The sequence below is a fragment of the Micromonospora sp. NPDC048894 genome, assembly GCF_040649765.1.
Lineage (GTDB): Bacteria > Actinomycetota > Actinomycetes > Mycobacteriales > Micromonosporaceae > Micromonospora > Micromonospora antibiotica.
The window spans coordinates 31,961-51,374 of sequence record NZ_JBEZFY010000014.1; the positions used below are offsets into that span (position 1 = coordinate 31,961).

Below are 19,414 nucleotides of genomic sequence, written 5' to 3' on the forward strand. Positions count from 1 at the left end.
CCTGCGGTGACGGGGTCACCGAGACCGGGTGGTGTGGTCGGCCCGTGCGCGCCCGGTGTTCCTTGGTCGGGGCCGGAACCGGCCAGGCAATGTGAACGCTCACATTGGCGGACGACCGGCGAACACTGTGTGGACGGACAGGAAGGGGCGAACGGGCCGGCCGGGGTCCCATTCAGATCCGGCGATGTTACCAGAGCGTTTCGGGCGGCTCAAGAGCTGCTCACAGTAGGTGACCACACCGCCGCCACCGCAGCCAACCGGCGCAGCGGCGATCACCACGGAATTGGATGTTAACGCTAACGAGAGTGCCGGCCGTCAATGACGACCCCCGTCCGTTCGGGCGGGTCCACCACCCTGGAGGAGATCCGGATCCCTTCCGCTCCGGTGGGCGATGTGTCATCTTCGATGGATGGGGGTCGGTGGCCGCGCGGGCGGACGAGGGCGCGTCCGGGCACGCGGGCACGGGGCGGAAGCACGGTGCCGTTGAGCGGCGGGGTGCGGTCGGCCCCCCGGACCCGCCCTCGCACCGGGCTCGCCGTCGGCCTGCTGGTCGTCGCCCTGCTGGCACTGGTCGGGGGTCTGGCGTACGCCGCCCTGCTGCACGTCCAGGGCGCGAAGATCCGCCACGAGCTGGACTGGGCGATGGTGCACGGCCGCCCGGCCGACCCGTCCGGCTGCACCTGGATCTTCGGCGGCGCGAGCGACACCGGGCACGCGGGTGCGCCGCCGGCCGGTTTCCCACAGCACGCGGCCATCCATGCCGTGGCCCGCACCGGCCGGCCGCAGGTCGACCAGGTGGCCCGCAACGGCACCGTCTACCACGTCCGCACGCAACTGCGCGGCGACGAGGTCGTCCAGGTGGTCTTCGACGCCCGTTTCCAGCTCGCCGAGCGGCGACACCTGCTCTGGGGGGTGTCGGCCGCCGCGGTGGCGGTCCTGGCCGCGGCGACCGCAACCGACCTGCGGCTGCGCCGCCGGTCGGTGCGGCCGCTGACCGAGGCGCTCGACCGGCAACGCCGCTTCGTCGCCGACGCCAGCCACGAGCTGCGGGCCCCGATCACCCGGGTGCACACCGCCGCCCAGTTGCTGGCGCAGCGGTCGACCTGCGCCGACAGCGGAGCCGACCGGCGGGACCTGGACCGGCTGCTGCGCACCACCCGACTGCTCGGGGAGATCGTCGACGAGCTGCTCCTGTCGGCCCGGCTGGCCGACCCGTCGGCGGTGACCCGGCCGCTGACCCCGGTCGACCTGGCGGCACTGGTCGCCGAGGCGGTCGAGGCCGACGCGCCACGCGCCGCCGCGGACGGGGTGACGTTCACCGTGGCCGGCGCGGACGCTCCGGTCCTGGTCTGCGGCGTCGGGTCGGCGCTGCGCCGGGTGGTGACGGAGCTGCTGACGAACGCCCTGCACCACACCCCGCCCGGCGGCCGCGTCGAGGTGCGGTTGCGACCGGCGTCCGCAGACCACGTCGAGATGGTGGTCAGCGACTCCGGTCAGGGCCTCGACCCCCGACACACCGACCGGATCTTCGACCGGTTCCACCGTGGCCCCGGGGCCGGGGACCGCCGGGTCGGGCTCGGTCTGGCCCTGATCCGCGAGGTGGTCACCGCGCACGGCGGCACGATCAGCGCGGCCGGTCGACCGGGGACGGGAGCGACCTTCACCGTACGGCTGCCGACGGGTGGTGGGCAGCAGGACGGTCCGCCGCCGGGTGTCGATCCCACCGGGACCCGGTGGCCGTTCTGCTGGTGGGGGGCGTACCGCGAGCGGTCGGGTCAGCGCGACGAGCTGAGCAGATTCTGATCGGCGAGATATTCCGCCGGTCAACCTTCTCCCGTTTCGGTGCGACCATGAACGGATGACCGACCCGTCACCCCCGGCGCACGGCCCGTTGCTCCTCGTCGAGGACGACGTGGAACTCGCCGACATGCTCGTCGAGCTGTTCCGTCGGGCGGGCTACCGGATCGATCTGGCCCGCGACGGCCAGCGGGGTCTGCACCTGGCGCTACGTGGCCCGTACCAGGTGATCATGTTGGACCGGCGGCTGCCGGCCATCGACGGGGTCGACCTGCTCATCCGGCTGCGGCGACGCTCCGTCGCCGCCCGGGTGCTGATGCTCAGCGCGCTCGGCGACCTCGACGAACGCATCCGGGGCCTCGACGCGGGCGCCGACGACTACCTACCGAAACCGTTCGAGGTGCCGGAGCTGATGGCCCGGGTACGGGCGTTGACCCGCCGCCGCTTCGACGGGGCCGAGCTGATCCCGATCGGGGCCGGGCAGCTCGACCTGGCCCAGCGCGGGGTGCGGCTGCCCGACGGTCGGGAGGTGACGCTCAGCGGGCGGGAGTTCGAACTGATCCGGCTGCTCGCCAGCCAACCCCGGATGGTGCACAGCCGCAGCCAGCTGCGCGGGCGGGTGTTCGGCGCGGACCGGACCGAGGCGGTGGTCGACACGTACGTGCACTACCTGCGGCGCAAGCTCGGCGACCGGGTGGTCCGCACGGTGCACGGGCTCGGTTACCAGATCGGCGCGCTGTGAGCCGGCCGTCCGGGACCCGTCTGGTCCCGGACGGCCGGAGGGCTCAGCGACCCGCGAACCGGGCCGGGCGCTTCTCCAGGAAGGCGGCCATGCCCTCCCGCTGGTCCTCGGTGGCGAACAGGGCGTGGAAGGCCCGCCGTTCGAACAGCACCCCGGCCTGCACGCCGACCTCCTCGGCCTGCCGTACCGCCTCCCGGGCCAGCATCGTCGCCAGCTTGGGGTGCCCGGCGACCACCGCCGCCGCGGCCTTCGCCTCGGCCAACAGCCGGTCCGTCGGCACCACCCGGGACACCAGACCCCACCGGTACGCCTGCTCCGCGTCGAGCTGCCGCCCGGTGAGGACCAGGTCCATCGCCCGCGCCGGACCGATCAGCCGGGTCAGCCGCTGGGTGCCGCCGATGCCGGGCATCACCCCCAGCCGCAGCTCCGGCTGGCCGAACCGGGCGTTGTCCGCCGCGAAGATCAGGTCGCACATCATCGCCAGCTCGCAACCGCCGCCGAGGGCGTAGCCGGCCACGGCGGCGATCTTCGGGGTACGCAACGCGGCGAACGCGTCCCACCCGGCGAAGTGGTCCTCCAACGCCACGTCCAGGAAGGACTTGCCGGCCATCTCCCGGATGTCCGCCCCGGCCGCGAAGACCTCGTCGGAGCCGGTGAGCACGAAGCAGCCCACCCCCGGATCGCGGTCCAGCGGTCGCAACGTCTCGACCAGTTCCGTCAGCAGCGCCGTGTCCAGCGCGTTGCGCACCTCGGGCCGGCACAGCCGCACCGTGACCACCCGGTCGTCCTTCTCCACGGTGATCCTCATCGTCGCCTCCATGTCGTCAGGAATCCCAGATGGCGCCGTACGCGGGCACCCCGCGTTCCTCCATGCCCCGCACCACCTGCCAGGTCAGCGGGCGGTTCGAGATGCAGATGACCGCCTCCGCGTCGAATGCGCGGTACGCCTGCCAGGCCAGCCGCAGCATGTCGGGCTTGCCGTCGCGGGCGGTGTCCCACAGCAGCGCGTCGGGCTGATGGGCGAGGATCTCGTCGACCAGCCCGTCGCCGAAGGTCTCCCGGTGCCGGCGGGCCACCCAGACCAGGCGGGCCGGCACCTGCCCGGCCAGCAGGTGCGGCAGCACCGGGCCGATCCCGCTGCCGGTCGCCACGTACACCACCCGCCGGAACAGGGTCTCGATGTTCGCCACCCCGGCGGTGCTGATCCCCTTCACCCAGACCCGCTGCGGCGCGTCGTCGATGAACCGCCCGGTCCAGTCGCCGGCCCGGGAGACGGTCAGCCGGAACCCGCTGCGGCCCGGCGCCGGCACGTTGGCGAAGGAGTGCCACTCCCACAGCGGGCTGCGGCTGACCGCGGTCGACGAGCCGGGGAACGGGGTCACCCCGTGGTCGAAGTGGACCAGCGCCACGTGCGACGAGGGGCGTTCGACCACGACCGGCACCCGGCGCAGCCGCAGCCAGGGCAGGGCGATGCTGGCGGTCAGCACCGCGAGCACCCCGCCCTGCGGGGAGGTGGCCAGCGCGGCCGGCCCGCCGGCCAGGAAACCGGCCTGCGCCCAGAGCAGCAGCAGGACCGCCCAACCGCCGAGCCGGTGGGTGCGTTCGAACAGGTCGTGTCGGCGCGACCGCACCGGCGGCAGCGCGGTACCGACGACCGCCAGCAGCCCGACGGCGGCGGCGTACCCGGTGACCAGTGCCCCGGCCGGCGCGTCGCCGACGGTCAGCGCGCCGAGTTGCGCCAGGTACCAGGCGGTCCCGGCCAGTGCCGCGCCGACGTGCAACCCGCCGAAGTGGTAGACCTTGCCCAACGTCGCGCGGATCCGCAGCGGCCAGTGGGTGGGCGCCCGGGTGGCCAGCCAGAAGAGCAGGTTGACCACGTACTGCTGACGCACCAGCACCGCCAGTGCCACGTTGGCCAGTGCGGCGGCACCCAGCGCGCCGGGCGTGGCGGGGCCACGCCACCAGCCGGCGGTCAGCCCGTACCCCAGCAGGGCGAGGTTGGTCGCGACGACCGCCGCGACCAGGCGGTGGTGGTGCATGAACCGGGGATGGGCCAGCAGCCGGCGCAGCGTCGAGCCCGGCGGTGGCGGCGCGTCGCCGGCCGTGGCCGCCGCCGCGGTACGCGGACGCGCCGCAGGAACCGGCGGGGGTCGCAGTCCGGTGGTGCTCACGCCGCCGCCTCCTCGATGTGCGCCCACTGCCACCGCAGGTCGAGGGCGATCCGGCGTAACGCGTCCCGGTCGACCTTGCCCCGCCCGGTCATCGGCAGTTCCGGCAGCGGGTGCACGGCCGCCGGCACGCAGTAGTAGGGCAGCGCGGCGGCCACCGTGTCCCGGCACCGCTGCGGGTCCAACTCCGCCGGGGCGACGAAGGAGACCAGGTCCCGGTCGGTCAGCCGGAGCGTGACCGCCAGCCGGCAGCCGGGCACCGTCTCCAGCACGGTGGAGACCGCGTCCAGTTCGACCCGGAACCCCCGGACCTTGACCTGGTCGTCGGTGCGGCCCAGGTGCTCCAGTTCCCCGTCGGCACGCCAGCGCCCCCGGTCCCGGGTGCGGAACATCCGCCGGCCACCGCCCAGGAACGGGTCGGGGGCGTACCGCTCGGCGTTGAGCGCGTCGTTGTCCAGGTAACCGGCGGAGACGCAGTCACCGCCGGCCCACATCTCCCCGGTCTCGCCGATGCGGCAGGGCCGGCCGTCGGCGTCGAGGACGTAGACGGTGTTGTTCGGGGTCGGCCGGCCGATGGTGAGCGCCCCGCCGGGCCGGTGGCGGTGCATGGTGTTGACGATGGTGGTCTCGGTCGGCCCACAGCAGTTGTAGAAGACCCGGCCGACCGCCCACCGGTCCGCCAGCGGACGCGGACAGGGCTCCCCCGCCACGGCGACCACCCGCACCCCGTCGCACCGGTCCAGGTCGATGCGGCCGAGCACCGACGGGGTGGCGATCACCACGTCGGCGCGGGCGGCGGTGGCGGTGAGGTCCCGGTCGCGTACGAGCAGGGTGCCGCCGTTGGCGAGGCAGCCGAGGATCTCCCAGGCCGCCATGTCGAAGGCGACGTTGAGCAGTTGGGCGACCGTCCGTCCGGGCCGGATCCCCAGGTCGCCGGGGGCGGTGAGCAGGATGTTGGCCACGTTGCCGTGGGTGACGGTGACCCCGTTGGGGGTGCCCGTGGTGCCGGAGGTGAACAGCACGTAGCAGCCGTCGTCGGCGCGGACCGGCCGGTCCGGGACGGGGGCGGTCAGGTGCTGCCCCGGGGGCAGTGGTTCGGCCATCAGCTCGTCGACCGCGAGCCGGGCCACCCCGGGCAGTTGCGGCACCGCATCCAGGGTGGCCGCGGTGGTCAGCACCACCCGGCACCGGGCCGCCGAGGTGACCTGCCGCAGCTGCGCGGTGGGCGCGACCCGGACGTCCTGTGGGACGTAGGCCGCCCCCGCCTTCAGCGTCGCCAGGATCCCCACCAGCATCGGCAGGGACCGGCTGGCGAAGACGCCCACGGTGTCCCCGGTCCGTACGCCGAGGGCGGTGAGCCGGGCGGCCAGCCGGTTGGCCTGGCGGTCCAGTTCGCGGTAGCCGATCCGTACCCCGAGGTGCTCGGCGGCGACGGCGTCCGGGACGGCGGCGGCCCAACGGGCGAACGCCTGGTGGACGCGCAGTTCGGGGGCGGGCACCCGGGGGCCCTGACCGAACCGGTGGAAGAGCCGACGTTCGCGGGGTGGCAGGTGGTCCAGCAGGGGGCCCCGCCACCCGTCCGGTGCGGTGGGCAGGGTGCCGACCGGGCGCGTGGCCGGGTCGTCGAGCGTGCGGGACTGTCGTACGGACATGGCTGCTCCTGTTCTGACCAGCCGCCCTGCGCGGCGATCGAGATCGATGCTCGCCACTGCAAATGGGAAATCTCTTAGATCCGGCGCGCGACAGCCGGCCCGGGACGGCACACATGCTGGACGTCCACCGGCGACCCGGAACCGGGCAGACCGGGGAGCCGTGCGGGGAGGCGGGGCCGGAGCGGCCAACTCACCTCGACAGGAGCACGAAAAAGAGAGCCTTCGATGTTAGCGTTCGTTTCTGCACCGGGACGGGAGCGTCCCCGCCTCGCCACCGAGGCTCACCAGCCGGGGCGACCGCTCGGCCCGGCCACGGGCGCGGCGACGCGATTGGTATGACGCCTGCCCGCCGCACCTCGCCGAGGACGCCCGGATTGCTGGCATATTCAGCGCCGTTCTCGACAGCCGAGGCATTGACGTTACACACTGGAAACTCTAACGTCTGATGTCTCGGTCGAGCGTGCAGGTAATCACCCCGCACCCCACCCGCCGTCAGGAGGGATCTCCGTGTCCCGTCCCGCGTCCGTCGCCATCCCCGGCCCCGGCAGCCGCACCGAGAGCCGGGCGTCGGTCGGCCGACGCCCAGCGGCCGCCGCCCCGGCGTACCTGCTGGAGCTGACCTCCGGCGGCGACTGCGCCGCCGCCGGCTCGCCGCTGAGGCAGTGGCGCTTCGACCGCAGCACCAACCTGCCGTGGACCGTCGCTCCCGGCTGATCCGCGCGGCGCACCAGCCGGCGCGGGTGTCGCCGCGATCCCCCAGGTCGCGGCGACACCCGCGCCGGACCACTCCCCCGAGGAACGGAGCGAACACGATGAACCACCGACATCTGGTGAGCGCGGGACTGACCGTGCTGCTCGGGGTGACGGCCACCCTCGCCGCCGGCTGCGGTGACCGGTCGGGCGGCGGGACCGGAACGGGCAGCGGCAAGCCGCTGATCGGGGTCGACTATCCCCGCTCGGACACCGACTTCTGGAACTCCTACATCAGGTACGTGCCGCAGTCCGCCGACGGGTTGGGGATCGAACTCAAGACCACCAACTCGCAGAACGACATCGCGAACCTCATCTCCAACGCCCAGACCTTCATGAGCCAGGGCGTCAAGGCGGTGGTGATGGCCCCGCAGGACACCGCCGCCATCGCGCCCACCCTGACCCAGCTGGAAGGTCGCAAGATCCCGGTGGTCACCATCGACACCCGACCCGACAGCGGCAAGGTGTTCATGGTGGTCCGCGCCGACAACCGCGCGTACGGCACCAAGGCGTGCCAGTTCCTGGGCGCCAAGCTGGGCGGCAAGGGCAAGGTGGTCATGCTCCAGGGCGGCCTGGACTCGATCAACGGGCGGGACCGCACCGAGGCGTTCAACGAGTGCATGGGCCGGGACTTCCCCGGCATCAAGGTGTTCGGCGAGGCGACCGACTGGAAGGCCGACGTGGCGGCGTCGAAGTTGCAGACCCGCTTCGCGTCCGACCCGGACATCAAGGGCGTCTACATGCAGTCCTCGTTCGCGCTGTCGGGCACCCTGCAGATCCTCAAGCAGCGGGGCCTCCAGGTGCCGCCGACCGACCCGAAGCACGTCTTCGTCGTGTCCAACGACGGCATCCCCGAGGAGCTGAAGGACATCGGCGAGGGGTTGATCGATGCCACCGTCAGCCAACCCGCCGACCTCTACGCCCGCTACGGGCTGGAGTACGCCAAGGCGGCGATCGAGGGCAAGACGTTCCAGCCCGGCCCCACCGACCACGGCAGCACCATCATCCAGGTACGCGACGGCCTGCTGGAGGACCAACTGCCCGCGCCCCTGGTGACCCTGGACGGCGCACCGATCGGGGGGCAGCCGACCGTGAAGTTCGACGACGCCTCGCTGTGGGGCCGCAACGCATGAGTGCCACCCCGCACCGCCCCGGCGGCGGGCCGGTCGGCCAGGACCGACCCGTCGTCGAGGCGGTCGACGTCACCAAACGGTTCGGTTCCACGGTCGCCCTGTCCGGGGCTGGGATCATGGTCCGGCCCGGTGAGACCCACGCCCTGGTGGGCCGCAACGGCGCCGGCAAGTCGACGCTTGTCGGCATCCTGACCGGGTTGCTGGCCGCCGACGGCGGGGCGGTCGCCTTCGACGGGCGTCCCGCCCCACCACTGGCCGACCGGGACGCCTGGCGGCAACGGGTGGCGTGCGTCTACCAGAAGTCGACGATCATCCCGACCCTCACCGTGGCGGAGAACCTGTTCCTCAACCGGCACGCGCGCTCCCGCAGCGGACTGATCCGCTGGTCGACCCTGCGACGGGAGGCCGAACAGCTGCTGGCGGCCTGGTCGGTCGAGGTCGACGTACGCCAGCCGGCCGCGACGCTCTCGGTCGAGCAGCGGCAGTTCGTGGAGATCGCCCGCGCGTTGTCCTTCGGTGCCCGGTTCATCATCCTCGACGAACCGACCGCCCAGCTCGACGCCGCCGGCATCAGCCGCCTGTTCACCCGGATCAGGGACCTGCGGGCGCACGGCGTGACGTTCCTGTTCATCAGCCACCACCTCCAGGAGATCTACGAGTTGTGCGACCGGGTCACGGTCTTCCGCGACGCCCGGCACGTCGTCACCGCCCCGGTCGCCGAGTTGAGCCGGCAGGCGCTGGTCGCCGCGATGACCGGGGAGGACGTGACGATGCCGGAGGCCGGCCGTCGGCCCCTGACGTCCGACGCGCCGGTGCTGCTGTCGGTACGGGACCTGGTCACCTCGTCCGGCGCCGAGATGTCGATGCAGGCCCGGGCGGGCGAGGTCGTCGGCCTCGCCGGGGGCGGCGGCAGCGGCAAGGTCGAGGTCGCCGAGGCGATGGTCGGCCTCGCCCGCCCGGTGGGCGGGACGGTCAGCCTGGCCGGCCGGGTGTTACGACCGGGCAGTGTGCCCGACGCCCTCGCCGCCGGGGTGGGGCTGGTGCCGCAGGACCGGCACCGGGAGGGTCTGGTGCCGTCGCTGTCGATCGCGGAGAACGTCACGATGACCGTGCCGGACCGGATCGGACGGTACGGCCTCATCTCGCCGGCCCGTCGCGACGCCCTGGCCCGGGACACGATCGCCGACTTGACGATCAAGGCGGCCGGGCCGCAGGTGCCGGTCGCCGAGTTGTCCGGCGGCAACCAGCAGAAGGTCGTCATGGGCCGGGCGCTGGCCAACGACCCGCGGCTGCTGGTGCTGATCACACCCACCGCCGGGGTCGACGTGCGGTCCAAGCAGACCCTCCTCGGGGTCGTCGAGGACGTACGGCGGCGCGGCGCTGCGGTGCTGGTGGTCTCCGACGAACTCGACGACCTGCGCATCTGCGACCGGGTGCTGGTGATGTTCCAGGGGCGGGTCGTCGGCGAGATGGCCCACGGCTGGAGTGACAACGATCTGGTAGCCGCCATGGAAGGGGTGGACATCCACCATGTCTGAGACGCTGTCCACCGGCAAGGCGTCGCCTCCGGCGCCGCCACCGAGCCGACCGCCGTCGCGGCACCTGACTCTCGCCCGGTTGCGGGACCTGGCGCTGGTGCCGGCGATCGTCGCGGTGGCGATCGTCGGGTGGATCATCAGCCCGGTCTTCCTGAGTTCCGACAACGTCATCAACGTGCTGCAGAGCATGTCGGAGATCGCCATCCTGGTGCTGGCCCAGACGATCGTGCTGATCACCGGCAAGATGGACCTGTCGCTGGAGAGCACCTTCGGGCTCGCCCCGGGCATCGCCGCCTGGCTGGTCGTCGATCCGGCCCTCACCCGGGGGCTGGGGCTCGGCCTGCTGCCGGACGCCTGGGCGGTGCCGGTGGTGCTGCTGGTCGGGGCGCTGGTCGGGGCGTTCAACGGGCTGCTCATCGTCCGGTTCGGGCTCAACGGCTTCATCGTGACGCTGGGCATGCTCATCATCCTGCGGGGACTGCTCACCGGCATCTCCGGCGGCCAGACCTTCTTCGCGCTGCCCGGGTCGATGACTTACCTCGGTTCGACGAGCTGGTTGGGGGTGCCGGCCTCGATCTGGGTGTCGCTGCTGCTGTTCGCCGTGGGGATCGTGGTGCTCGGTCACACCCGTGCCGGGCGGGCCTTGTACGCCATCGGCGGCAACGCCGACGCGGCCCGGGCCGCGGGCATCCGCACCGACCGGGTGCTGTGGATCGCGCTCATCGTGGCCAGCGTGCTCGCCGCCCTCGCCGGGCTGCTGATCAGCGGTCGGCTGGCGGCGGTGCCGGCGGCCCAGGGTGACGGCGCGATCTTCCAGGTCTTCGCGGCGGCGGTGATCGGCGGGGTCAGCCTCAACGGCGGCAAGGGCAGCGTCTTCGGCGCGTTCACCGGTGTCCTGCTGCTCTTCATGATCATTAATGTGCTGACCCTGGCCGGGGTACCGGCACAGTGGACGAACTTCCTCAACGGCGCGGTCATCCTGGTCGCCCTGGTGGTCTCCCGCATCACCGGCGGCAAGGCACAGACCTGACCCACCCCGATCCCGCGCGCCACGCCCACGAAGCGGGCCGCAGACCCAGCACCGTTCCCCCTCCAGGAGTTCCGTTGACTGAACGCATCACCTCGGTGGACACGATCGACGTCCGCTTCCCCACCTCCGTGCACCGCGACGGGTCGGACGCGATGAACCCGTTCCCCGACTACTCCGCCGCCTACGTCGTCCTGCGGACCTCGGCGGACGCCGAGGGGCACGGGCTGGTCTTCACGGTGGGACGCGGCACCGAGATCCAGGTCGCCGCCGTCCGGTCGCTGGCCGCGATGGTGATCGGCCAGCCGGTCGACGAGCTGGTCGCCGACCCGGGGGCCCTCGCCCGCCGGCTCGTCGGCGACAGTCAGATCCGTTGGCTCGGCCCGGCCAAGGGGGTCGTGCACATGGCCGCCGGTGGCCTGGTCAACGCGGTCTGGGACCTCGCCGCCCGGCGGGCGGGCAAGCCACTGTGGAAGCTGCTGGCCGACCTCACCCCCGAACAGCTCGTCGCCCAGGTCGACTTCCGTTACCTGCGCGACGCCCTCACCGAGGACGAGGCGCTCGCGTTGCTGCGGCGGGCGGGCGACGGTCGGGTCGAGCGGGAACAGCGGCTACTGGCCGAGGGGTATCCGGCGTACACCACCACCCCGGGGTGGTTGGGCTACGACGACGAGAAACTGGCCCGGCTCTGCGCGGAGGCGGTCCGCGACGGCTACCAGCTGATCAAGCTCAAGGTCGGCGGGGACCTGACCGACGACGTACGCCGGATGGGCATCGCCCGGCAGGCCGTCGGGCCGCAGATCCGCCTCGCCGTCGACGCCAACCAGATCTGGGGGGTGCCCGAGGCGATCGGGTGGATGCGGCAGTTGGCCGCGTACGACCCGTACTGGATCGAGGAGCCGACGTCGCCGGACGACATCCTCGGGCACGCCGCCGTACGCAAGGCGCTCAGCCCGGTCCGGGTGGCCACCGGTGAGCACGTGCACAACGCGGTGATGTTCAAGCAGCTGCTCCAGGCCGACGCCGTCGACGTGGTGCAGATCGACGCCTGCCGGGTCGCCGGGGTCAACGAGAACCTGGCGGTCCTGCTGCTCGCCGCGCACTTCGGGGTGCCGGTCTGCCCGCACGCCGGTGGGGTCGGGCTGTGTGAGCTGGTGCAGCACCTGGCGATGTTCGACTTCGTGGCGGTCAGTGGCAGCACCGACGACCGGGCCATCGAGTACGTCGACCACCTGCACGAACACTTCGTCGACCCGGTCCGGGTCACCGGCGGGCGGTACCTGGCACCCACCACCCCGGGGATGAGCGCGGAGATCCTGCCGGCCTCGCTGGCCGCGTTCCGGTTCCCGGACGGCCCGCAGTGGGTCGACGCGTCGGTGCCGGCGGAAGCGCCCATCCCATGATCATCGACGCGCACCACCACCTGTGGCGACCGGAACGCGGGTACACCTGGCTCGACGCGCCGGAACTCGCCACCATCCGGCGGCCGTTCACCCCGGCGGACCTGACCACCGAGCTGGCCGCCGCCGGGGTGGCCGGCACCGTGCTGGTCGAGGGCGGTCGCTGCCATTCCGACGAGGCGGCCGAGTTCCTCGGCTACGCCGCCGACACCGCACCGATCCTGGCGGTGGTGGCCTGGTTGGACGTCGCCGACGACGACGTGCCCGCCACCGTCGGGCGGTACCGCCGGCTGCGCGGCGGCGAATACCTGGCCGGGGTGCGTTCACAGGTGCAGGGCGAGGCGGACCCGGACTACCTCGACCGGCCCGACGTGCGTCGCGGGCTCGCCGCGCTCGCCGCCGCCGGGCTGGCGTTCGACCTGGTGATCCGCGCCGACCAGCTCCCGGCGGCGGCACGGGCGGCCCGGGCGGTGCCGCAGCTCCGGTTCGTCCTGGACCACCTCGGCAAACCCCGGATCGACGAGGGTACGGCCGGGCTGCGGCGCTGGCGCGGCCCGCTGGCCGCGTTGGCCGCCCAACCCAACGTCACCGCCAAGCTGTCCGGCCTGGTCACCGAGGCCGGCCCGGACTGGTCACCGGACGAACTGCGCCCCTTCGTCGAGGTGGCGGTCGCCGAGTTCGGTGCCGAGCGTCTGATGTTCGGGTCGGACTGGCCGGTATGCCTACTCAGGTCGGACTACGCCGGGGTGGGGCGGGCGTTGACCGCGGCGCTGCCCCCGCTGTCGGACCGGGAACGGCACGAGATCCTCGCCGGCACCGCCGTACGCACCTACCGGTTGGCCGACCGGGTCGCGGCGCTGCTCCCGGCGCGGCCCGCATGATCCCGGCCGGTGGGCTCACCCGTTCGCCACCTTGGCGGCCAGCACCGTCCGCAGCCATGCCTCGGAGGTGTTGACGTGCAGCAACGCACTAGCCTGCGCGAGCAGTTGGTCGCGCGAGCGCAGCGCGAGGTAGATCGCGTGGTGCTCGTCGATCGTCGTGTGCGCGGAGTTGCTCTCGATCAGCCCCCGCCACACCCGGGCCCGCAGCGTACGGCTGGACAACCCGTCCAGCAGCGAGGTGAGGGTCTCGTTGCCGGTGGTCGCGACGACGGTGTGGTGGAAGGCCGTGTCGAAGCGGATCAGCTGCTCCGCGTCGTCGGCCGCCGCCCGCATCTGCTCCAGGATGGCGCTGAGGTCGTCGAGTTGGGCGTCGGTCATCCGCAGCGCCGCCAGGCCGGTCGCCATCGGTTCCAGCAGCCGCCGCACCTCCATGACCTCCAACAGGGTGTCGTCGCGCAGCAACTCCACCGCAACCCCCAGCCCCTCCAGCAACAGCCGGGGGGCGAGGCTGGTGACGTACGTCCCGTCGCCGCGTCGTACGTCGAGCACCCGGGCCGATTCGAGGACCTTGACCGCCTCCCGGACCCCGCTGCGCGACAGGCCCATCTGTTCGGCCAGCTGCGGCTCGGGGGGCAGCCGGGCCCCCGGCGGCAGCTCACCACTCTGGACCATGCTCCGGATCTTCGCGATCGCGTCGTCGGTCAGTGCCATCCGCGTCCCCTTCTGGCCGGTCCGTCGGGCGTCGTCACGACGGTCCGTGCGCGGCAGGCGACGACAACCCACCCCAATATAGAGACATCGGATGTTTTCCCCGGCTCCGGTCACCCCCGGGTGCCGCACACCCGGCCGGCCGGAGAACGCCACCGCAACCGGAAGGGTACGACGTGCAACGCTACGGCTGGCTGATCCGGCTCCGACCGGAGCAACGCGAGACCTACCTTCGGCTGCACGCCGCCGTGTGGCCCGACGTCGAGCAGACGCTCCGCGCGGCGAACATCCGCAACTACAGCATCTTCCTGCACCACGACCTGCTGTTCGGCTACTACGAGTACGTCGGTGCCGACCACGACGCCGACCAGCGCCGCATCGCCGACGACCCCCGTACCCGGCAGTGGTGGACGTTGACCGATCCATGCCAGGAATCGCTCGCCGAACCCGGCTCGGGGCACTGGTGGGCCCCGATGCGCGAGGTCTGGCACCTGACCGAGGAGGCGTCATGAACCACAGCGCACACTACGTCGGCGACAACACCTTCGTCGTCGAGCCGACCGCGGTCGTGCCGCCCGGCCCCGGCCAGGTACGCATCGACGTCGCGTACACCGGGATCTGCGGCACCGACCTGCACATCGCGCACGGTGCGATGGACCAGCGGGTGCGGGTGCCGGCGGTGATCGGCCACGAGATGTCCGGTCGGATCGCCGAGACCGGCCCGGGGGTCGAGGGCCACCGGGTGGGCGATCCGGTGACCGTGATGCCGCTGGACTGGTGCGGCGATTGCGCCGCCTGCCGGGCCGGCCACACCCACATCTGTCACCGGCTCACCTTCGTCGGCATCGACTCCCCCGGCTCGATGCAACGGTCCTGGACGGTGCCCGCGCGGATTCTCGTGCCACTGCCCGGGGACCTGCCGCTGACCCACGCCGCCCTGATCGAGCCGACCGCGGTGGCCGTGCACGACGTACGACGCTCCCGGCTCACCGCCGGTGAACACGCGGTGGTCATCGGGGCCGGCCCGGTCGGCCTGCTCATCGGCACGGTCGCCCGGGCCACCGGTGCCGAGGTGACCGTGCTCGAACTCGACCCGCGTCGCCGCGCGCTCGCCACCGAACTCGGGCTGCGCACCGTCGACCCGGCGACGGTCGACGTCGCCCGGCACGTCCACGAGACGACCGGTGGTGCCGGGGCCGCCGTGGTCTTCGAGGTGTCGGGGTCGGCCGCCGGGGTCCGCACCGCGACCGACCTGCTCGCCGCGCGCGGTCGGCTGGTGATCGTGGCGATCCATCCCACCCCCCGGGAGGTGGACCTGCACCGGGTCTTCTGGCGTGAACTGGAGATGATCGGCGTCCGGGTCTACGAACGCGGGGACTACACCGAGGCCGTCCGGTTGGTGCACACCGGACAGGTGCCGGCCGCCCGGCTGATCACCCGGATCGTGCCGTTGGCCGAGGTGGCCGAGGCATTCGGGGCCCTGGCCACCGGCGGCGAGGTGAAGATACTGGTGGACTGCGGGGGCGTGGGCTGAACACGCACGTCGGGTAGCTGCCGTACCCGGGGTCCGGGGTACGGCGAGTTTGACCGGGCCGGGAGCCGCCGCCCGGTTCGGCGTTGCTACAGGTACCTTGTTGTGACAAGGTAGCCGCATGCATGCCGACCCCAAGCTCGTCGCGCTGCGACGCGGCCTGCTCGAACCCCTCGTCCTGGCCACCGTCGAGTCCCGGCAGCGGTACGCGGCGGAGATCCTCTCCGCACTCCAGGAAGCCCACTTCCCCACCCAGGAGGGCACGCTGTATCCGCTGCTGAGCAAGCTGCGCCGCGACGGGCTCGTGCAACACGAGTGGCGTGAGTCGCCGTCCGGCCCGCCCCGGAAGTACTTCTCCCTCACCGGGGCCGGCACGGCTCAGCTCGCCGCGTTCCGCGAGCACTGGAACGAACTCACCCACATGATCAACACGATCGGACGATGATTCCGTGGACAACCCGCCCACCATCCGGCTCACCGGCCACACCACGGCCTTTCCCGCCACCGGCGACGCCCGTGCCGCCCTGCGGCGGTACCTCGACGAGGCGCACCGCGCGCTGCGCGGCGACCAGGACACCGACGAGGACGCCGACGACGTCGTCCGAGACCTCGAAGCCGCGATCGGCGATCGCCTGGGCGCCCTCACCGGGCCGGGCCGCGCCCCGGTGACCGGTGCGCAGATGGCAGCGATCCTGGACGGGTTCGGCCCGGTCCGCCCGGCAGGTCCCCCACCACCCGCCGCCGGACAGCGCCCGCGGGGCCGGTTCTGGTGCCGGATCGACGAGGGGAAGTGGTTCGGCGGCGTCTGCCTCGGCATCGCGGCGTACGGCGACTTCCGCGTCGACTGGGTCCGCACCGTCGTGCTGCTGCTCACCCTGGTCACCGGTGGACTACTCGGCATCCCGTACCTGGTCCTGCTGCTCGTACTCCCCGCCGTCCCGACGGTCGCCGACTACCGACGCCGACGGGACGCGCCGCGCCCCGCGTGAGCCGGCGGTCCCGGCGGACGTGGCACGGCCGCCGCCGGTCGGGGCCGCGCCCGCCGGGGCGACCGTGTGATGATCGGGGGGTGCGGGTGGTGCTGGCGACCGACGCGGGACATCCCGGTCGCACCAACGAGGACTTCGCCGGTGCGGTGCCGGCCGGGCTGGTGCTGGTCGACGGCGCGGGTGGCGTTCCCGGTGCCGGCAAGGTCTGCCGCCACGGCGTGGCCTGGTACGCCAACCGGCTCGGTGGCGCCCTGCTGGGCGGGTTGTCCGCGCAGCGGAGCCTGCGGGAGGTCCTGGCCGAAGGGATCGTCCAGGTCACCGACGTCCACCGGGACACCTGCGACGTCACCCACCCGAGCAGCCCGCACGCCGCCGTGGCGATGCTCCGGTTCTCCGACGACCTGGTCGAGCACCTGGTCCTCGGGGACGCGGTGGCGGTCGTCGGGCGGGCGTCCGGTGCGCCGGTCGTCGCCCATGACCCCCGCGAGGTGGTGATCGCCCGGTCCTTCGAGCGCCGGCTGGTGGGCGTCGCCGTCGGCAGCGAGGAGTACCGGCGGCTGCTCCGCGAGCTGCGGGGGCACCGCAACAACCCGGGCGGTTTCTGGGTGGCCAAGGACGACCCGCAGGTGGTGGCCGAGGCGGTCACCGGCAACCACCCGGCGGGCGAGGTGACGCTGGCGGCGCTGCTGAGCAACGGTGCGAGCCGACTCGTGGACACCTTCGGGCTCACCGACTGGGCGGGACTGCTGCGCCTGCTGGACCACGGTCCGGCCGAGGTCATCCGACAGGTCCGGCAGGCCGAGGACCGGCACGGCGTCGCGACCGACGACGCGACGGTCATCTGCCGCAGCCGAGCCCTGTGACATCGGGATCCTTGTATACTCGGCTCGGCCGACCTAACAGCCCCTGGCAGAGAAGCAGTGAGCGGACCAGCAGCGAGCAAACCCCAGGCGAGCAGCAAGTCGGTTGTTCTCGACGCGATCCGGGCGGCCGGCACGATCAGCCGGGTCGGCCTGATCCGGGCCACCGGCTTCACCGCCCCGACCATCTCCACCCTGGTCCGCAAGCTGATCAACGAGGATCTGGTCGTCGAGACCGGGCACGCGAAGTCGACCGGGGGCAAGCGGCGGGTGCTGCTCCAGCTCAACCACGCCTCCCGCTACGCCGTCGGCGTACACCTGGACCACGGTGTCATCACGTACGCCCTGACCAACCTGGGCGGGACGGTGGTGGCCCGGATCTCCCGACCGGGTGCCGGCGCCGAAGAGCCGCAGGTGGTGGTCGCCCGGATCGCCACCGAGATCGCCGCGTTGATCGACGGGGTGGGGGTGGAACGCCTGCGGATCCTCGGCGTCGGCGTGGTGTTCCCCGGCCCGGTCGACGCCCCACGGGGCATCGGTGGCCCGCCGGACGTGGGGCTCGCCCCCGCCATGCGGCAGTGGAACGGGTTCCCGCTGGGCCGGGCGTTGGAACAGGTGGCGGGCCTGCCGGTGGTGTTGGACAACGACTCGACCGCGGCGGCGCTGGGCGAGCACTGGACGGGCGGTTTCGGCACCGCGACCTCGGCCGCCGCCCTCTACATGGGCACCGGCATCGGTGCCGGCCTGGTCATCAACGGCGTCACCTACCGGGGGCCGAGCGGCAACGTCGGTGAACTGGGCCATGTCAGTGTGTCGGCCGACGGCCCCCGGTGCTGGTGCGGCGCCCGGGGGTGCGTGGAGGCGTTGGCCGGGCCGGCGGCGGTGGTCGCCGCCGTCCGGTCGGATCCGGCGGCGACCCGGGCGGCGGGGTTGGCGGCCGGTGGCCGGCGCTCCTCGGTGGTCGCCGACTTCGCCGCGATCAGCCGCGCCGCCCGGCGGGGCGAGCCGCGCGCGCTGGCCCTGCTGGAGCGGTCGGCCCGGTACGTCGGGACGGCCGCCCGGACCCTGGCGAACCTCATGGACCTCGAGGTGCTCGTGCTGACCGGTCCCAGCCTGGCCGCCGCCGGGTCGGTCTACCTGCCCATCGTCCGGCACGAACTGCGTACCGCCTTCTCCCGGGGCACACACACCGTCGACGTGCGGCTCTCCCGGTCCGCCGCCACGGCCTCGGCCATCGGCGCCGCCGCACTGATCCTCGAATCCGAGCTCGTGCCCCTGAGCCACGGGCCGCGCCCGGCGGAACACCTGGCCGAGGAGCGGACCAGGCTCACCGAATCGGCAAGCTGACTGACCGGGGGTACGCAGTGGACGACGCGTGGCGGACGAGCGCGGTGGGCCTGGTGCTCGCCCGCCCTCCCCGGCTGCTCGGCACCGAACCGTTCTTCATGGAGTTCATCGCGGGTATCGAGGAGCGGCTCGCCGGACACGGTCGGTCGGTGCTGCTGCACGTGGTCGCCCATCACGCCGCCGAGATCGCCGCGTACCGCAGGTGGGCGCAGCAGCGGCTGGTCGACGCGATCGTGCTGGTGAACCCGTCGGTGGACGACCCCCGACCGGCAGTGCTGCGGGAGTTGCGGCTGCCCGTCGTGGTAGCGGGGGAGCCGAGCCACGACACCCCGGCGGTACGGCGCGACGACGTCGGTTCGATGCGGGCGGCCCTGGCGCACCTGGTCGGGCTCGGGCATCAGCGGATAGCCCGGATCACCGGCCCCGGGACCCTGCTGCACACCCGGACCCGCACCACCGCCATGTTGGCCGCCGACGTCGACGCCGTCGTCGTGGAGGGCGACTACTCGGCGGAGTCCGGGGCCCGGTTGACCGCCCGGTTGATGACCGGGCCCGAGCCGCCCACGGCGATCATCTACGACAACGACCTGATGGCGGTGGCGGGCCTGCACGCGGCCAAGGAGCTGGGCCACCGGGTCCCCCGTGACGTCAGCCTGATCGCCTGGGACGACTCCAGCCTGTGCCGGCTGGCCTCGCCGGCCCTGACCACGATGAGCCTCGACGTGCACTCGTTCGGGGAGTCGGTGGGCGAGTCGGTGCTGCGGCTGATCGACGGGGGGACGGTGCCGGAACGGTGGTGTGCGACCGAAACCGTGGTGGCCCGGGAGACGACCAGCACGCCCCGATAGGTCAGTGGTGTGGTTCACCTGGCAGTCCGTCGAAACGGCATCG

The 19,414-nt window shown here is 72.8% G+C and carries 19 protein-coding genes; 15 read left to right on the plus strand and 4 right to left on the minus strand.

Features of this window, described 5'->3' with window-relative positions; genetic code table 11:
- The first annotated feature begins 477 nt into the window (after positions 1 to 477).
- Complete coding sequence (locus AB0C22_RS25290; protein WP_357537391.1) at positions 478 to 1,803, plus strand: HAMP domain-containing sensor histidine kinase; 1,326 nt, start codon at positions 478 to 480, stop codon at positions 1,801 to 1,803.
- A gap of 55 nt (positions 1,804 to 1,858) precedes the next feature.
- Positions 1,859 to 2,539 carry a response regulator transcription factor gene (locus tag AB0C22_RS25295; RefSeq protein ID WP_208567550.1) on the plus strand — a complete coding sequence of 227 codons (681 nt, stop codon included), beginning with the start codon at positions 1,859 to 1,861 and terminating at the stop codon, positions 2,537 to 2,539.
- A gap of 43 nt (positions 2,540 to 2,582) precedes the next feature.
- Here AB0C22_RS25295 and AB0C22_RS25300 read toward each other — a convergent pair whose 3' ends face one another.
- The 3 genes from AB0C22_RS25300 to AB0C22_RS25310 are packed head-to-tail and all read right to left on the minus strand — an operon-like array spanning position 2,583 to position 6,359.
- Positions 2,583 to 3,347, minus strand: coding sequence for an enoyl-CoA hydratase-related protein (locus AB0C22_RS25300; RefSeq protein WP_219463294.1), 765 nt, complete (start codon positions 3,345 to 3,347; stop codon positions 2,583 to 2,585).
- 16 nt (positions 3,348 to 3,363) lie between these two features.
- Positions 3,364 to 4,710, minus strand: coding sequence for a hypothetical protein (locus tag AB0C22_RS25305; RefSeq protein WP_357537393.1), 1,347 nt, complete (start codon positions 4,708 to 4,710; stop codon positions 3,364 to 3,366).
- Positions 4,707 to 6,359 (minus strand): amino acid adenylation domain-containing protein, encoded by a 1,653-nt coding sequence (locus AB0C22_RS25310; protein WP_255597639.1) that lies wholly within the window; start codon positions 6,357 to 6,359, stop codon positions 4,707 to 4,709. The genes AB0C22_RS25305 and AB0C22_RS25310 overlap by 4 nt, the downstream gene beginning before the upstream one ends.
- Before the next feature lie 507 nt (positions 6,360 to 6,866).
- Here AB0C22_RS25310 and AB0C22_RS25315 point away from each other — a divergent pair.
- The 6 genes from AB0C22_RS25315 (at position 6,867) to AB0C22_RS25340 (ending at position 13,088) form a co-directional block, all read left to right on the plus strand.
- On the plus strand, positions 6,867 to 7,073 hold the full coding sequence (locus AB0C22_RS25315) for a hypothetical protein (RefSeq protein ID WP_219463298.1): 207 nt from the start codon (positions 6,867 to 6,869) through the stop codon (positions 7,071 to 7,073).
- Positions 7,074 to 7,171: 98 nt separating this feature from the next.
- Positions 7,172 to 8,242, plus strand: a complete 1,071-nt coding sequence (locus AB0C22_RS25320; RefSeq protein WP_219463300.1) for a sugar ABC transporter substrate-binding protein — start codon at positions 7,172 to 7,174, stop codon at positions 8,240 to 8,242.
- Positions 8,239 to 9,780, plus strand: a complete 1,542-nt coding sequence (locus AB0C22_RS25325) for a sugar ABC transporter ATP-binding protein (protein ID WP_219463302.1) — start codon at positions 8,239 to 8,241, stop codon at positions 9,778 to 9,780. Before AB0C22_RS25320 ends, AB0C22_RS25325 begins: the two co-directional genes overlap by 4 nt.
- Positions 9,773 to 10,810: an ABC transporter permease gene (locus tag AB0C22_RS25330; protein ID WP_219463304.1), complete on the plus strand. Its 1,038-nt coding sequence runs from the start codon at positions 9,773 to 9,775 to the stop codon at positions 10,808 to 10,810. Before AB0C22_RS25325 ends, AB0C22_RS25330 begins: the two co-directional genes overlap by 8 nt.
- Before the next feature lie 74 nt (positions 10,811 to 10,884).
- Complete coding sequence (locus AB0C22_RS25335) at positions 10,885 to 12,210, plus strand: enolase C-terminal domain-like protein (protein WP_219463306.1); 1,326 nt, start codon at positions 10,885 to 10,887, stop codon at positions 12,208 to 12,210.
- Positions 12,207 to 13,088 (plus strand): amidohydrolase family protein, encoded by an 882-nt coding sequence (locus AB0C22_RS25340; RefSeq protein WP_357537397.1) that lies wholly within the window; start codon positions 12,207 to 12,209, stop codon positions 13,086 to 13,088. The genes AB0C22_RS25335 and AB0C22_RS25340 overlap by 4 nt, the downstream gene beginning before the upstream one ends.
- A gap of 15 nt (positions 13,089 to 13,103) precedes the next feature.
- Here the strand turns inward: AB0C22_RS25340 and AB0C22_RS25345 are convergent, their stop codons facing one another.
- The gene (locus AB0C22_RS25345; protein ID WP_219463310.1) at positions 13,104 to 13,799 is read right to left on the minus strand and encodes a FadR/GntR family transcriptional regulator; all 696 of its coding nucleotides are present in this window, start codon (positions 13,797 to 13,799) and stop codon (positions 13,104 to 13,106) included.
- Positions 13,800 to 13,972: 173 nt separating this feature from the next.
- Between AB0C22_RS25345 and AB0C22_RS25350 the strand changes: the two genes are divergently transcribed.
- From AB0C22_RS25350 to AB0C22_RS25380, 7 genes are all read left to right on the plus strand, one after another.
- The gene (locus AB0C22_RS25350; protein ID WP_208567559.1) at positions 13,973 to 14,308 is read left to right on the plus strand and encodes an L-rhamnose mutarotase; all 336 of its coding nucleotides are present in this window, start codon (positions 13,973 to 13,975) and stop codon (positions 14,306 to 14,308) included.
- Complete coding sequence (locus AB0C22_RS25355; RefSeq protein WP_357537399.1) at positions 14,305 to 15,330, plus strand: alcohol dehydrogenase catalytic domain-containing protein; 1,026 nt, start codon at positions 14,305 to 14,307, stop codon at positions 15,328 to 15,330. The genes AB0C22_RS25350 and AB0C22_RS25355 overlap by 4 nt, the downstream gene beginning before the upstream one ends.
- A gap of 118 nt (positions 15,331 to 15,448) precedes the next feature.
- Positions 15,449 to 15,772, plus strand: a complete 324-nt coding sequence (locus tag AB0C22_RS25360; protein WP_357537401.1) for a PadR family transcriptional regulator — start codon at positions 15,449 to 15,451, stop codon at positions 15,770 to 15,772.
- A gap of 4 nt (positions 15,773 to 15,776) precedes the next feature.
- Positions 15,777 to 16,316, plus strand: coding sequence for a PspC domain-containing protein (locus tag AB0C22_RS25365; RefSeq protein WP_357537403.1), 540 nt, complete (start codon positions 15,777 to 15,779; stop codon positions 16,314 to 16,316).
- 80 nt (positions 16,317 to 16,396) lie between these two features.
- On the plus strand, positions 16,397 to 17,179 hold the full coding sequence (locus tag AB0C22_RS25370; protein WP_357537405.1) for a hypothetical protein: 783 nt from the start codon (positions 16,397 to 16,399) through the stop codon (positions 17,177 to 17,179).
- Between the two features lie 57 nt (positions 17,180 to 17,236).
- Positions 17,237 to 18,523 (plus strand): ROK family protein, encoded by a 1,287-nt coding sequence (locus AB0C22_RS25375; protein ID WP_357537407.1) that lies wholly within the window; start codon positions 17,237 to 17,239, stop codon positions 18,521 to 18,523.
- Positions 18,524 to 18,540: 17 nt separating this feature from the next.
- A complete protein-coding gene (locus tag AB0C22_RS25380) occupies positions 18,541 to 19,371 on the plus strand; it encodes a substrate-binding domain-containing protein (RefSeq protein ID WP_219463316.1) in 831 nt (276 codons plus the stop codon).
- Positions 19,372 to 19,414: the final 43 nt, after the last annotated feature.